Here is a 17,409-nt window from a genome sequence, read left to right on the forward strand (position 1 = left end):
CTGTAAGTGCGACAAGCAGTTGCAGAAAAAGCCAGCCGTAAACTACAGCTGGAAATCCCCCTAGGTGGTTGCAAACCAATCCGAGGGGTTTGAATTCCAAGCTAGTCAGGACATGCGAGCTTTGCAACAGATTTGCGCTGACCGGCCAACTTTTCTTACAAGGGCAAGTCGACGCATTCCGCAATCTTAGCGCGCACGGCATAACTGTCAAAATCGTGAACACCCCATTTAATGACGCAGGCCGGGTGGAAAAGTTCCCACCCGGCCTGAATGTCTTTCAAAACCGCCAGAGCCCGCCCCTGTGGGCCCCGGCCGGTTAAGATTTCGCCAACTTCAACCAGACCGCTGCCGGCCCGGCTGAAAATTGCTGACTTACGACTGCTGAGTCTGCTCCTGGGCCAGTTCGTCCAGCAAATCTGCCCATTGGCCGTCGGTCAGAGGGCCAGTCGGGATCGCCATTTCTTCGAACGCTTCGAAGGTCGGCTGCGAGTGGCTGGCTGCTTCCCAGCCCATATTCCGTTCGGCCATGGCGTACATGGCGGCTTCCACGGCGACAGCGTTCATCATTTCGTCGACCGGCGACTCCGTAGCCACCGCTTGGGCAGCCACTCGTGGCTGCGGGGCAGCGACCGGCTTGGTTTCGATGATGACGCTCGACGAAGCGTACATTTCGCCGGCCAGCCCGTTGAGAGCCAGTGGCAGATCGGCTTCGATCGATTCGCCAGCATGTTCCGGAGCGGCGCCACCACCCACACTCGTCGATTCCGGAGCACCCGCCCGCACCGGCAACAGCGGGTTGGCGTTGAGGTAGGTGATGATCGGAATCACGTCGAACGCCGACAACCGGCCGTTGCCATCGACATCGAGGTACGGCGGCGGGGCAGCCAACGGCGAAGGACCACCCACGATTGGGAACAGGGCACCAGACGGATAGAGATTGAGGTAGTTGATGACGATGATCGCATCGAAGGCGTTCACCCGGCCGTCGTTGTTCACGTCCATGTTGCCGATGTCATCCAGGCCGTTACCGGGAACGTCAGCCCGATCGACCTTGATGACGATGCCGTTCTGGAACTGAGCACCAGTCAACGTGACCTGGTAATCTTCCACTTCGCCGTCGATGGCTGGACCCGTCGGCAGGTCGATGTCCTGCGAGCTCACGCGGAGGCGAGCGTAGGTCGGTCCGCGTTGGCCGATCGGAATGGTGAAGACAATCGTGTTGTTGCCGGCCTGCAGCACGTAATTGTGAATCACGCGTTCGGCAGTGCTCCAACCGGGAGTTCCATCGACATCGATCCACATCGACAGCTTGAGGCCGCTGGTCGGCGAGTTGACAGTCACCGACGAAGCGTCGGCGACGCCTGGCAGCAACTGACCCCAAGACACCACACCGTCATCCGAGTCCAGCGTTGCTGCTGCACTTGGCTTGCCGTCGAAGTCGGCCGAGGGCGTGGCACCGATCGACACACCAGGCACGATGAAGTGACTGGCGCCACCGTTGGCTTCGAGCACCGGATAGTTGGCCGGAGCATCACCGTAATCGACCGCCGTGCCGAGGAAGATGTCGTAGTAGTGATCGATGTTGTCGGCGGCATTGTTCGGGTTCGGCAGCGCGACGTCGTTGTTCGCCGTCAGCGGATTGCCGGCCTGATCGAGAATGCCATCGTTCAGGTAAACGCGATACGTACCGCGTGGCCAGATGTTGCCGACCGGCGTCAGCACGATTTGATTGCTCGTCGAATCGTAGCTGAAGAAGTAGTCGACACCGTCCACCAGCGGAGTTGGGACACCCACACCCGTCAGACGCGTGACGATGACCTGGTCGGTAGTGACCGTGAAATCGTCGATGTCCGAGCCGTCTGGTTCGCCGTTCGGATCGGTCCGATCGAACAGGGCGATCGTGAAGTTGCGAACGATCTGCGTACCGTCGGTCGAAACCACATTGGGCGACGAGTCGCGATCGATCCCCAGGCTGTCATTGTCCTGCGGATTGACCAGGCCCGAGCTCGGGCCGACCTTGTCGACGCGATCGATCGCACCACGATCCTTGAACGGATTCAGACCAAAGCCTTGCGGCGTTTGCACATTCGGATCATCGGCCCGCACCTGGCCGCGAGCATCGCGGTCGGGCGAGAGAATCGGCGAAGCACCGAGTCCCAGCGGAGCCTTGATGGTGACCATCAGCGGCCGATCGAGCAGCGAGTCGACCGAGCTGTCGATGGCAGGCGACAGGGCGTCGAGGTAGAAGTTGCCGCCAGGAGCGTTGCGGAACAGCGGTTGGGTATTGGTGAGTTGGATCGGGAAGTCGCCCAAGCCCAGGTTGGCGGGATTGGTTTGCGTTCCGTTTCCTTGCGTCACCACACCACCGATGACCGTGTTTGGTCGCGAGGTTGCATCGACCGAGATGCCGGTGTTGAAGTTGGCGATGATATTGTTGAGCAGCGTCGGCCCAGCCTTTTCATCGACCAAGATACCGACATCGGCAACTGCGGACGGCGGCGGATTGACCGTACCACCCACGCCGTACAGCGTGTTGTTGATGATGCGGCCGTACGGAACCGGGGCATCGGCGCCAGCGTCGCCGCTGAAGTGAATCGCACCCAGGCCGTTGCCGTAGATCACGTTGTTCATGATCACGACGCCGGGGAGCAGACCCGCGACGTTGCTTTGGGCCAGGTTGCGAACCCCACCTTGGTGAGCTGCGTTGGCGTCGTTCGGCGAACGCGAGCCCGCGTCGACATCGATGCCGAAGCCCACCGAGTTGTAGATTTCGTTGCCTTGCAGAATGATCTGCCCTTGGTCGCGAGGCAGGTTGCCGTCGCCAAGAGTCGAGTCGTAGCTGATCACGTCGATGGCGCTGTTCACGCCAGCCGAGTTGTTGCCAGTCGCATTCGGCGAGGTAACTTCCAGCGTGTACTTGCCGGTCGAACCAGCCACCGTGCCACCGCCCGTGACCGGGTTGTAGCGATTGTTGGTCGCACCGCTGACCGCGATGATGTAACGACCCGCCACCGGAGCAATGAAGTCGAGTGCCGAGTCGGTATCGTTCTTCTGGGTCGCGGTGTTGCCGATCACGATCGGGTTGCCCCGTTCGCCCGGAGCCGCATAGGTCACGTTCGAGAACGTGCCGTTCGGCAGGAGCATCGGAATCGTCGGACCGTCGTTCTCGGCCGTGTAGGTCACGCCGCCGATCGACACCGTCTGCAGAACACCGGCTTGGTTGAAGATCCGCATGTACGAGTCGAGCGTCGAGCCGGCATCGGCTGCGTCGACATCGGCAATGATCCGCTGACCGGCTTCCAGGTCGAGTGCGAAGTAGTCGACATCGCGATCGCGGCGACCAGCATCGAGTTGCGAAGTGACGCTGTCGTCGCTGTCGCCGATCATGCCGTTCGCGAAGAACCGCAGACCGTCGTACGGGATGCCCGGAGCAGTGATCTCCATCGCGGTGGCGATGTTTTCGTTCCGTTCGGTCACCGGCACACCGGTGGCCACAAACGTCACGGCGCCGTTCAGGTTCACACGATTGGTCGTGGTGAACAGGCCAGGCTGCACGCCGTCGCCCATCCAGGCATTGACGTCGATGATCTGCTGCACGTTGACGTTGTTGATCGCGTCGCGAATCGCTTCGGCGACTTCGAAATCCTTCATCCCCGAGTGATAAGGAATTTCCTGGTTGCCGGGGGTGACCGTGTCGCCGTCCGGATTGACCTCAAAGATGTCGTTGAACTCGAACGTCAGCTGGCGGTTGCCGTCGCTAAGCGTGAAAGTCTGGCCATCGATGATGTCGGCGCCGGCCCGAGCCAGAATGGTCTGCTGGCTGGTGAACCGGTCGTTCGAATCGGGCGTGAAGCCCGGGTTTTCGCGGCTGACAAAGTCGTAACCCACACCACGGCGGATTTCCAACGTGTAATCGCCGGTCCGGATCTGACCAGGCAGCGCCAGGGCTGGCTGAGTGGTTGTGAAGGCCTGTGTGCGAGTGACGTCACCCGTAGCCATTTCGCCACGTTCGGCGAGGCCCACGATGAAGTCGTCGACGTACACACCTTCGAACGCGTTGTTCTGGCCACGAGCGTTGCTGCGGAAGCCGCCGTTATCACCTGGCAAAGCTGCTTCGAAGCCGAATGGCCCGCGGAGCGGCAGGTCGGTGATCGGATCGTAGTCGAGCGTATGCTGCGGGCCAGTCGGCGAGCTGATCAAGCGGATCAAGTCACCGTACTGCTTGACGTTGTTGTTGGCCACCACGTTCGTCAATTCGAACGAGATGAGCGCGGTCGGATTGACGTTCAGGTTGTATTCGTTCGCACTCACCAGCGTCACACGGTTCGGCTGCGTGCCGGCCGTGGTTGCGGTGACCGTACCCAGCGTCGTGATCGAGTTGATGGCCGAAGCCACCGCAGCGGCCACATCGGCTGTGGCGAACAGCGGCGAGGCGGTGACATAAACCGGAACGTTCGTTCCCGTCACGCCATTCGCACCCGTGATGCTGTACTTGGCAGCCACAGCAGGAGTGATCGACGGCGTGTAAGTCATCGTCGTCAGTGCACTCGAGTCGGTATCGAACTGCACGCGGGCGCCAGTGACCACCTGAGCGTTCAAGCCCGGGAAGGCAAAGTTGAGAACCGACGTGGTAACCGTGGCGATCTTCGACTGCGTGTCGTTGACGTTGAACGGAATCCGCGTGGCCGTCACATCGTTCAGGATGGCGTCGCTGTCGTACTCAAACTTGATCGTCGTCGGCACGCCGTTGACCGTGTAGGTCAGCGTGAAGTCGTCGCCGTCGTTGACCCGTTGCGTCGCCGGGAACAGGTTGTTGGCCCCGTTCACTGGGATGTTCAGGATCTGACCCATCTCGATTTCGAACGTCTGCGTCGCGAGCGGATCGGTGACGTCGGTGATCGTGAAGGTCTGACCATCAGCGTATTGGCTGCCGTTGCCGACAATCAACTTCTGATCGTAGAACTCACGTTCGAGCACGTTGTTGACCGAGTTAGCAACTTCGATCTTCGTCCAGGCTCGCTGATACGGAATTTCGATGGCGCCCGGCTGAACCAAACCAACCTGGCCCGTGAGGAAGGTAACCTCGCCCAGGGATGGGGCATTGGTGACGGTGACATTTTCCGAGCCGTAGAAGTTCAGCACGGCGTCGTCGCCCATGTAGCTGATCTGGCCGCCAAAGCCATTGGCCGTCAGCACGCTAAGCATCGACTGCGTCGTTTCGATCGCAGTCATCAGGTCGTGGATCGGCACGGCGATGCGCCCGGGAGTAACCACGCCATCCTTGTCGAATTCGAACGTCGTCGAGGCGCCGCCCGGGGCGGTTACCGTCAGGGCTTCGCCGTCCGGAGTCGCATTGCCGCTGGCAAAGGTCGCCGAAATGCCGCTGTCGAGTTCGTAGAGCTGCCCGTCGATCGAGATGTACTGACCATCGGTGATGTACTCACCAGCCACGGTGCGGAGTTCTTCACCCTTGGTGTAAGCCACACCCGTCGCCATGTCGCCAGCGGTGCTGAAGTCCATCTTGATCCGCAGGTCTTTCCAGCCTGCGAACCGATCCAGCGGAATCCGCACTTGCCGCCAACCGGCAGTGGTGAAGGTCGATTCGGTCGTGGTGACATAGGTGTTGGCGTTGTCAACGTTGTTGACAACCGACGTTTGATCGTCGAGAGCCACCGGCCACCAGTCGCCACTGTTCGTGTCGGCAATGCCGTCGCCATCGACGTCGGCGTTGTTGTTATTAATACCGCTGACAAACACCCGGAACGAATCCGTGGTTCCGACTGTGTCGTGATCAGCAAAGTAGCTGAAGTAGAGCATCGGCTGATCAATGGCCGAGTAGCCTTCGAGGCTGAACTCGTTGCTGATGATCGAACCATCGGCACCGTTGTTGAAGTTGTAGTTGCCGTTGGTGGCAGCGCCGCCGAAGTAGAAGCTCGAGTGACCGTTGGTGGCATCACGGCTGTCGTTTTCGTTGGCGTTCACGCCGTGGCCCGGATCGGTAGCACGTCCGCCATCGAACGGCGTGATGTGCCACAGGTTGCGATCGAGTTCGGAGAAATGAATCCCCTTGGCGTCGTAGATCGGCGTCGTGGTGTTCCCCTGACGGAAGGTGAGCGGAACATTCGACTGGCCGTCGACAAAGATCGGCTGCAGACCGTTGTAGGCGTTGCCCGGGTTGTAATCGAAGGCATACACCCGGCTGGCGCCGAATTCTTCCTTCGTCACCGTCACACCGTAGGTACCGGTGAAGGTCGTACCGCGGCCTGTGCTGGCCACGAAGGGATCACGCAGGTCACCGCCAAAGGTGAAGCCGCCACCGCGAACTGCAAAGTAATAAGTACCGGCCGCGCCGATGGTGTAGGTCAGCGAGCTATCGAGACCAGTGCCGCCGTTGTCGTCGGCAGCCAGGATTTGGCCCGCGGCGTTGTACAGCGTGAGGTACGAATCGGCGAGTGTGCCCGTACCAGCACCAGCTGCTTCAACGTCGATCGTGATCGTCTGACCGGCGCCAGCCTGGAACGAATAGAAGTCGTAATCGCCGCTTTGACCGGCTCCACCGAACGGTCCGTCGCCGATCACACCAGTGCCCGCCGGCAGGATCGCCGTCGACGCACCCGTGGCAGTGATGCCGGTGGGAATCGCCAGGCCGATCTGGCCGTTGTTTTCGGTGTGAGCGAAGTTGACCGTTGGACCGAGCACGAACGGCCCCGAGTCAGCAACCGCGAACCAGGTGTTCGCGTAGCGGCCACCTTCGACGTTGGCCGGACCACGAGTCAAACCTTGGAACTGGATTCCCTTGAGGTCGTTTTCCGAAGTGCCGATGTACTGCGTGTTGACCGTGTTGTTCGACGGACCGGCGATGTTGTTATTGTGGTTGACAGTGACCAAGTAGAGACCGCCGCGGTCGCTAATCGCCACGAACGTCGAAGTGCCGTTCGGCGGGTTCGAGACATTGACGATGCCGGTGATATTACCACCCGGACCAGCGCCAGCCACGGCGAATGGAGAACCGGTCGGCAGGCTGATTTGCCCGCGATCCAGCGTCACAAAGGCGCCAGTGGCGGTCGCATTGAAGCCCGCCATGTTGCCATCAATGGCCGCTTCGACTCGCTGCGCGATAGCAAACCGGTCGTCTTCGGCCAGGAACGGAATCGCCACGGCACCCGGGCTGACGCCCGGCTGGCTGCCCAGCTGCTGCGTCCACAACGGATTGCCCGTGATATCGATCCGACGCGTGGCAGCCTTGACCCCGGCAATGGTGATCGGCGGGAAGTTGATCCGACTTGTGCGAGTGGCAGCTTCGCCACCGGCGGTGAACTGCGATTGATTGTTGACTGCAGCCGTGGTGACCGTCGTCAACTGTTGGTTGGTGAAGTTTTCTTCGGCGACGATTGGAATGCCTTGCAAACCACCGTTCGCGATCGTGTCCATCAGGTCGACGATCGGTTGCGTGGGTGTATAGACATAGGTGATCTGAGCGCCATTGACCAACACGCGATCGCCAAAGCGAGTCGCGGCGTAGCCATTTTGGGTCAAGATCGCGTTGGTCATGGCCTGCGCGACTTGATCCGAGGTCTGGTTGTAGCCGACAGCAACGGCGACGTTGCCAGCGGTCACACCGTTGCCTTGCGGATCGAACTCGAAGGTGGTCGTGGCGCCGGAAATCTGCAGCGTGAAGGTTTTCCCTTCGAGGCTGCCCGGACCAGCGGCCGGCGACGAAACCGCCTGCAGCACCGGGGCGTTGCCGGTCGAACCTTGCACGGTCACGCCCTGGGCGATCAAAGGGGCACTCAGGATCGTCGCATCGACAAAGCCGGCTCCCGTCGGAATCAAGCTGATGCGGGTCGAACCAGGAGAGACCGCGGCCTGAGCTGGGAAGCCTGCACCCGTTTGGCTGTTGATCGCTTGCGCGGTCAATGTTGCCACCACGTCGGCCGTGAGTGCCGGACCGACGCTCGAGATGTCGATCGGAATCGCGGTCGGGTTGTTCTGGACGCCGTCGCGGTCGTATTCAAACGCGATCGCTGCGCCATTAGCGTTGACGGTGAACGTCGAACCATCGGGAATCTGCGTGGAAAGCAGCGTCCGGCGGAAGTTGATCACCGGGCCCGTGTCGTACTGGAAGATCTTTTCATTCTTGTTCGTCGGGTCGCTATCGGGATCGAGAATGAAGAAGTAACCGTCACGCACCGTTTGATCGGTGGCATTGTTGACGGTTTGCGAAACTTCAAAACCGGCGTCGAACTCGAAGGGTTGCGTCAGCTGACCATCGGACACGCTGAAGGTCGTGCCATCGAGCACGTTCGGGACATAGAACAGACCGGTGTTGGTCGTGGCTTCGACAGCCGTGAACCGTTGTTCGGTCAGAATCACGCCCATTTCGATCGCGTCGGTACCAGCTCCGTTGGTGCGCGGGGTGTTGAGATCGATCAGCGACGAGCCGTTGGCAGCGCTCAGCTGATAGACGATGTTCGTCTTGTCGTCGATTCCGGGATTCACGTTGCCTGGCAGGAAGGCTTCACCGCGGCGACCCACGCCGAGGATCCGCTGCGTAGCACCGCCGTTCGGATTGAAGAACGACATGGCATCGTAGTGAATGCCATAGCCGTAGCGGATGTTGCCTGGGCCCAGGTGCGCACGGATCGGAGCACCGGTCGGATCGAACTCGTAAGTGAAGATGCCGTCGTCACCCAAGTCGGTCGCTGCACCATTGGCAGTCGAGATTTGGATCAAGTGACCGCTATCATCGTCTTGCAGCGGGATGTTGTCCGGGTCGTTATCGCTGGTCAAACCATAGAGGGTGTTCGCGCTGCTGAAGTCGATGTCTTCGACTTCGTAGCCGAACGTGCCGACGTCCGTCATGTGGGCGCCGGTGAAGGGATCGAAGGTTTGCAGCACGCTTTGATCGATCGTGGTCCCCGGGTCGCGGAGAATGTACATCGACAGATCGTTGAGCGTCCATGGAATGGCGCTGTCCTGACCCGGCACTTGCGGAATCAGGTTGTCGAACAGGATCTGGTTGGTCGGCAGATCCGAGGTGCCGCGATCGGGCGCGCTGCTCGGCAGTTCCGTCTTGACGTTACGGCGCGGGAAATCTTCGAACAGACCTTCGTTAATGTGATCTTCGACGATGCGATGCACCGAATCGATCGGCTCAAGCCGCAACAGAGCGTTGGCAGAAGTGGCGCTCGTGAACTGATCCATCACGGTCGGAATCGTGCCGATCGACGTTACCGCGACGTAGTACGTCTGCGGCGCTGTGCCGTTGTTCGAAGAGAACGGCGTCGATGCGGGCAACGCCACGTTGCCGATGTAAGGATCGTTGTAGCCGGTCGAACCACGGCTCAGATCGCTCAGCGAGCTGCCGGTGTTGGCGTTCGAGCGATCGTCGGCCACGTTCGAATCGCGGCTCGACAAGATCAGTTCGAAGTTGCTGTTGTAGACGAACATCTGCATGTTCGCCCGGCCCAAGCCGTCGGCATAGTCCAGGTCGAAGACCGTGTTGACCAGCGATTGCAGCGAAGGATATTCCTTCTGCACGCCGTTCGTGCCATCGATGGCGGTGTAGTCGAGCGAGAAGCGATACCAGTCGACATCGTTATAAGCCGACAGGTTGCCGGCGATCGCGATCGTGCCGCGGTCGGTTTCCAGCAGGTTGCCCAAGTCCTGAGCGCCGAGGAGCGTGCCGAGATCGTTCGGTTCGACTTCGCGTTGTTCGCCACCGAGCGGCGAGTGCGTCGGGTGACCGTTGACGTCGATGCCCGTCGTGGCGTTGGCGATGCGGCCGTAGCGAACCGTCGTGCCACCCTTCTCGTCTTCTTCACGCAGACGAACTTGCAGTTCGTAAGCACCATAGCTGACGCCCGAGGTGACCAGGCTTTCGTTGACGCTTTGGGGCACGGCGGTGTCGAGATCGACCTTGTTCTTCGGCACGCTGCGAACGCGCACAAAGTAGGTGCTTTCGACTCCCGGTGGGCCCGGCAGCTTGATCCGCATGCCGGCGTCGCGGACGTTGGTCGAGTACAAATCCACGCCGTCATAAGGCGCGGTCTTTTGCATCGGCAGAGCGCCTTCGCCAATCAGCGAATCGCCACCGACTGCTTCATCGGCGCTGTTGTCGGAACGGGCCAGCACATTGCCGAATTCATCGACGAGCTCGAGCACCGAGTCAAGCGACTGCGAAGTGCGGTCGATATCAAACCACACTTCCGTTTCGCTCTTGGCCTTGAAGCTGTAGATGTCGACGTCCGAAGGAGCGCTGATAGCGCCTTGAACCACGAAGCCAAGGCGGAGATTTTCGTCGCCACCCTTATCGGAAGAGTTCAACGAACCGAGGAACTGAGCCTTGCTCGGCCGCGAGTTTTGCGAACCGTTGCTCGTCACCGGTTCCCGTTCGGGAACAGTTTCGACGTTGCGATCGTTGGCGTACTTGTCGATCACAATGCCTTCCCACTCGCCAGCGGTGCCACCCGTAACCGGAGCTTGCGGGAGGAACTCGAGGAAAGTCGAGATTTGCGAAGTGGTCGCTTGCGGATTCACCTGCCAGGCCAGGGCGGTGGTGATATCGTTCAGACCATAAATGTTGCCGAGCACCGGATCGGCAAGCAGCGGCAGATCGACCAGGTCGATGTTTGTGCCGCTCGGGGTGATGGCAAACTGCGTGGCCGTGCCGGCTTGGATCGTCGACTGAAGATCGTTGTACTGATCGGCCATGAAGCCGACGTACGTGGCATTGCTCAAACCGGGTTGGCCAGCATTGTAAACGCCACCTTGGGCGAAGCCGATGCGTTCCTGATTGTCGAGCGTCATCAAGCGGAAGTCGTCGGCGCCCGGCGATCCCGCGATATACAACAAGTCGTCGGAGATGCCCTGGATATCTTCATCCAGGTAGCTGATCAAACGGATGTCGCCGAGCGGCGAGTTGTCAACTGTCGTGAAGTCATAAACCGTGTTCAAGCGAGCCACGCCGTTCGTGAACGACGAGGTCGCAACCCAGTGCACAGCGGCGCCACCCTGACGAGTGAACTGACCTTCGCTCTTCACCACGTCGGGCGAGATCAAAGCCGGGGCCACCGTCACGGTCGTGGCCAGATCGATCACCGCACCGCCGGCGTACACAACCGGGTAGTAATCGAAGATGAAGTCTTGAGCGATGAACTGGCCCGTCGTGCCCTGAGCGGTCGCGGCAGTGATGCCACCGTCGCTGCCTGCAGCACCAACCTGGAAGGCAAAGTGGCCATTGGTGTTCTGCGGGACGTCGTCGTCAATCAACAGACCGTTGTTGACTTCTGGACCGGTCGGCAGCGTGCCGCCACCGCCACCGCCGCCACCAGGGGCAGCGCCTTCGTTCGTATCCTTTTGCGGCTGGCCATCAGGCCGGAAGCCGGCGCTGATCGTGTCGTCGGAGTAGGCGGTCAGCACGACCGGGAAGCCCGGTTGACCCAACACTTGTAGCGTGCCGCCGATGCGGTCTTCGGTTTCCAGCGGACGACCGTTGGCGATGATCGCGGCCACCGTGTTGTTGGCCGTATTGCTGGCCGACTTGACCACCAGGCTTTCGCGGGCCGAGCTTTCGAGCCGCAAACCACCAAAGGTGTGGAAGTCAGGAATCAGAACCGAATCGAACAAAACGTGGGCGATATCGGTATCGTCCCACACGCTTTCGGTGGTGAGCACACCGCCGCGCACTCGCATGCCGTTCGTCGTGTTGCCGGCGAGGCGATTGAGGCGGACGAGCGGACCGTTGTTGTCGACATCGGTCACACCGGTGGTCGTATCGGTCATCCGCGAGATCGGATAGTTGATGCGGCTCAGCGAAGTGCCGGGAGCGATTTCCGCGAGCAGACCGGTTTGACGACCCCAGTCGACGAGGCCAAAGGAATTGAGGGCGTTCACATTGATGCTGATGAACGAGCCCTTATTGTTGACCGCCGTGTTGTTGACGATCACCGGCTGCGCGCCACGCACAAAGATCACGGCCGAGTCATTCGTGCCGCGGCCCGAACGATCGGCTGGCGATTGAGCGCCGCCACTGCCGTCGGCGTTGTTCTCAAAGCGGCTATTGGCGACGCGCACCTTGCCGCCCTGAATTTCCAGCACGTTGATGCCGGTGAAGGTACCTTCGATGCGGTTCTCACCACCACCGTAGGCAAACACCACATTGTTAAAGCTGCCCTTGGAATCGGGCGCGAAGTAGATACCGGCCCAATCGCCAGCCGTGCCGACCGTACCCACCGACTTCGAAGTGGCGAACGTGCCGCCCGCTCCGTAGCGAGTGTCGTACATCGAGGTCATCACGATGTTACGGCCCGTCACACCTTCGGCAATGATGCTCGTGCCGATGGTCGCATCGATGCGAGCGCCATCCGACTTCATCACGATCGAAGGATCGATCACCAGCGTGCCGTGCGGCCGAGCGCGGGCCGTCATCGGCGGCGAAATCGTCGCTTCGGTCAAGAAGACCGACGGATCGATCGAAGCGCCGTTCCGATCTTGGAAGCTGAAACCAAACGCGGTTTGCTGATCGACCAGATCGCGGAAGCCGACGTATTCAAAGCGACCGTAATCGATCGAGCGATAGATATTGATCTGCGTGTACCGCTTTGCATCAATGGCTGGCAAGTTGGTCAGCGTGATCATGCGGTTGTTGCCGACGGCGACAAAACCCTTCGTATCGCCAGCCGTCACGGCCAGCGGAGCCGAAGCCGTTTCACCCGTCACACCCGAGTAGGTGAACCGGTAGTTCACAACTTGGCCGTTGGTGAAACCAGTCGTACCAGCTGGCGCCGGAACGCCGGCCTGCGCGGCCACAATGTCGACCGTTGACACCAGAACTTGCGGCTGCGCGAGAGGCGCGCCGGTGTCGACAAAGGTCGTGGCGCCGGCATCGACCAGGCCGACCAGATCGAACTGGCCACCAGCGATCGAGCGATAGACCCGCAGACCCATGTACTGAGCGTAGGCGACTGGCAGGTTGGCCAGCGTCACCGAGCCGTTCGGCCCGAGCGTCAAACCGCCCAGCGGCACTTCCACCATCGGCGTGTCGCGACCTTCGGTGTCGACGTAGGCGAGGCCATACACCACCCGTTGGCCGGCTGCGTATTGACCACCACCAATCGCGGCAGTCACCGTCACGCCCGTGACGCGCGGCGAAATCGTATCGGTCGCCGAAGCAACCTTCAGCTTCAAAGCCGAGGTCGGCAGGGCGATGTTCTTGTCGGTGTAAGTCGAGCTCGACGAAGCTGGAATCTGTTCCACGAGCGAGAAGTCGCCCGTACCACCAATGCGGCGATACAACCGGCGACCCACAAAGCCTTGCGCCAGCAACGAAGCCGTCACGTTCGGCAGGTTCGTCAACCGGATGTAGGAATTGGCAGCCGTGATCGTGCCGGTCACCTTCACGGTGTTCGAGGCCAGGCCTTCGTTGCCGTTTTCGTCGACGTAGACAATCTTGTATTCGATCTGCGCTTGCGAACCAGCGGCAAAGCCACCGGTGCCCGCAACTGGCGCGGCCACGGTCAGCGTGGTGCCCGGAGCCGACAGCGAGCTGTGCACCAGCGCGCCACCCGGGTTGCTGTGCAGCACCAGGTTTTCTTGAACGACGTGGACGATGTCCGTATCGTCGAAGCGACCGGCGACGGTCATCTCTTCGAGCGAGTTGGCGTTGAGCGCACCCGATTGCGTGCGAGCACGAATCGACAGTGCATTGACCGTGTTGTTGGTCAGCGTGTTGCCGTGGATTTCCGGGCCCACGCGGTTGTAATCGACGTTGAAGCTCGTGTTGAACGTGCTGCCAAACTGCGGGCTCGAGAAATTGCTCTCTTCGAAGCTATCGGGATTGGCCGACATCGCGGCATCGGCGTTGTAGGTCACCTTGTTGTTGATGATCGTCGGCCGCGAATCCGTCATGTGAATCGGATTCACCGTGCGGGCCGTGGAATTGACCACCACCGCACCACCGCCGTAACGAATGTCGGCATTCGAGACGTAGTTGAGGAAGATGCCGCGGGTCTCGTAGTCGAACCGGCCGTCGGCCTTGTCGATGTCGTTGCGGAACGCGATGCCGCCCCAGTCACCTTCGTCGGCCCGTTCGGTGCCAGCATTTTCTGGCTTGCCGATTTGTGGTTCGGTGGCCAGGGTCGCGGTTGCAGCGCGGTTGTACGAAGTGAAGTAAACGTTTTGCCACGGCGTGCCGAGCACTTGCAGGGCGCCGCCGCTGCGATCGGCCGTCAAACCTTGATTTTCGCTACCGACGCTGATCTGAGCGCGGCGCAGTTGCAGCACGGCGCCAGCGTCAATCATCACCGTGCGATCTTTCGGCACGTCGAGCGACGAGCCATCGGCCAGCGGCTTGCCGAGCTGATCGAAACCGATCTGGTAAGCCAGGTTGTCGGTCAGGTTGGTGTCGGTCGTGTCCTTCGTGGCATTCAGATTGTTGCCGACGATGCGGATGATGTCGCCAGGCTTCGAAGCTTCGGTGGCGCGCTTGATCGAGAGGAACGGCTTGGCGAGCGAACCATCGGGCACGTAGGCAGCCGAATCCGGATCGCCGTCACGCGGCGAAACGTCGAGCGCCGTTGCATTGCCGCCGCCGGCGCGATCGACAAAGATCGTCCGGGCAGTGCGAGTCGTGCTTTGCAGGTCGGCTTGGTTGCTCACGCTCGCTGCGGCGCGGAACCAGAAATTGTTCACGCCGCCCGGCTTGCCATCCGAGTCGCCATCGAAAGCGACGCCAGCGCCACCGGCCACACCCGTGTTGTCGGTCAGCGTTTGCTGAGCCACTTTGCGGAAGTCGAGCTTCAGCTGATACACGCCTTGGGTCGTACCGCCCATGCCCGAGTCGAAGACGTTCGGATCGTATTCGGAATTGCCGCTGGCGCTCACGCCGACAAAGTAAGTGCCGGCTGGCAGTTCCAATTCGATGAACGAATCTTTGCTGAAGTAATCGTCGTTGCGAGCGTACAGTTCGGGCTGCTGCGTCACCGGGTTCAAACGGTAGATCGACAACGCCGAATCGAGTTGGCTGGAATTGGCCAGCCGTTCGGCGAAGACTTCCGCGGTGAAGACGCCCGCTTGATCGAGATCGAACTTATACAGATCGATGTCTTTGCTTTCCGGGCGATAGACATGCTGCATGTGCTCGATGTCGGCATCGCCGGGGAACGCCGGTTCTGCGGCTGGCAGACCGGTGTTCAGGGTCGGGTCGTTGCCTTGCACGGTCGGAGCCGGCAAGTCGTACGAGTGACCCAGGCCGAGCAATTCCTGAATCTCGTGCATCGCGGTGACGAACCAGGCATTGCCGTACAAGTCGCCGCCGTTCGAGGCCCAGTCTTCGCCCGAATCCATGATCGCGGCAGCCGTCTCGGCAATGCCGTCGTTGTTTAGGTCGACCGTTCCGGCCAGGCCCGTCAAACCGCCAGCGCCGGTTTGCACCGTCGACAGGATCGAACGCATATCGCCGGTGGCGATGATGAAGCCCTGCTTTTCGGTTTCGACAAAGTTCACGCCCGAGTACTGGCCGATCACTTCCAGCACTTCGCGAGCCCGCTGCTTCTGGCGCTCGGTGATGATGTTGAAGGTCGGCTGCGAGGGAACCGTGCCGGTCGTGGTGTCTGGAACGTAGCCCAGTTCCGAACGGAAGTTGTAGTAATACGTGGTGATGCCGTTCACCTTGTCGGCATCGGCGGCCGGCGGAGCGATCGGGTTCGCGGCATACTTGAAGCCCAGGTGGTCTTCGAGATCGTCATTGCCGGTGACGAAGGTCTGGGTGCGGTTCTGCGGAGCGAGCACAACCGTCGAACCCGGGTGATTGCCACTCGAGACGTCGCGGTGGCCTGGATCGCCGTCGCCGCCTGGCCAGATCAAGTTGTAGTACTGCGGATCGATCGACTGACCGATGATCACGCTCGTGCCGCTGGTCAGCACGTTGGTGTTGGCAGTGCTGTTGGCCGATTGGTTGATGAAAGATTCCAGCGTTTGCGGGCTGGTCAAACCGCGAGCCAGCACGTTCTTCAGATTGGCAGCGCCATCGAACGTCGAACCTGGATCGGTCGACAGGTAATCGGTTGTTCCGCCGCCACCCGTCACGCCGTACATGTTCGGCCGGCGAATTTCATTCGTGCCGATGCGCAGACGGAAGGCCACGGCCGGATCGGCCACGCCAGCTACCACCGGAGCATAGGTTTCGATGTTCTGGGCAAAGGTCAGCGTGACCTTGTCCTTGATCGGATCGTAGGTGATCGACGAGGGGAGGATTTCGCTGCCGCTGGGCGCATCGTCGAGCGGATCGACCGTGCCGCGGGTGACCAGCAGGCGATAGTACTGCGGATCGATGGCCCGGACGGGGTCGAGATCATCGTTGTTGAAATACACGTCGACTTGATTCGAACGCTGCGTCAGTTGGCCCGTGGCGCTGCGGTCGATCGGTTGGGGCACGATCGACAGAATCTGCGGCGCGAGATTGAGGCGGAAGTCGACGTTGAACGACGTTCCCTTGTTGAACGGCAGGCCGTCGGTGTCGAGCAGCGTGCCGCCGACGAATTGAATGCGATACAAATCGTCCGGCAGCGGCGTCGCAAACCGCATCACGACTTGCGTTTGGTTTTCGCCGATGTCGAGATAGGCCGGCGTGTACGTGATGTCGTTGGCGTTAAAGAGGTTGTCTTTATTGGCGCCGGTCAGCGTGATGCCGCTGGCCAAGGTCGTGCGGTTGATGCCCGGCACGCCCGAGAAGGTAAATGTCAGTTCGCGCGGCGATTCATTCCGCACCGTCATCGGCGCGGTGCCCGTGCCAAAGGCCGCGCCGCCATCGGCTTGGACAATGACAGGGTCGATGGCAAACATCTGCCGGTCTTCGAGCGATTCCAAGTGGTGCTTACGCGCGGCGCGCCGAAGCATCTCGCGATACTTGGGATCTTTTTTCAGCGTGCTCTTGAACAACGGTTGCTTCACCGAACGCCGGGTCGACATGTACTAACCCTCGAAAATATCGCGACTTACGCCAAACTCTGTTCCGAATAACCGGTTCGCAAAAAGAAGAGACTACGCGGCGAACCGGCCGCTCTCACCTGCTGATTAGCCTTCCGAAACAGACCAGCAGCCCAAACTACAGGGGCCAGCTTCGGATTATAATTAGGGGCTCGAACGATGCAATTAAAAGCGCAGCAAGTGTTTAAACGCTCGCGCGCTACTGGCCTTTGATAGCCCTAGCAACCGAAAAGTTCCCTGCGACCGGACCAAATTCCGCCAACCGCGACCGACCCTACCACTAGAACCGCCTCGGCCGGTCGCATCAATGCTGGCGATTGCACCAATCTACCGGTCCCGCGCGTAAGAAAAAACGGTAAAAACGCGCAAAAAAACCGGTTGGAGCGGAGCCAGCGCTCCGGCACAACCTGCACGGTCGACACC

General features: G+C 60.5%; 1 protein-coding gene. It reads right to left on the bottom strand.

All coding sequences use genetic code 11. The features are described from left to right. Positions 1 to 372 precede the first annotated feature (372 nt). Positions 373 to 16,968 (bottom strand): dockerin type I domain-containing protein, encoded by a 16,596-nt coding sequence (locus tag M9Q49_RS25130; protein WP_254512034.1) that lies wholly within the window; start codon positions 16,966 to 16,968, stop codon positions 373 to 375. Between the last annotated feature and the right edge of the window lie 441 nt (positions 16,969 to 17,409).

Origin of the sequence: Anatilimnocola floriformis, from assembly GCF_024256385.1 — a bacterium.
In the GTDB taxonomy this organism is placed as follows: domain Bacteria; phylum Planctomycetota; class Planctomycetia; order Pirellulales; family Pirellulaceae; genus Anatilimnocola; species Anatilimnocola floriformis.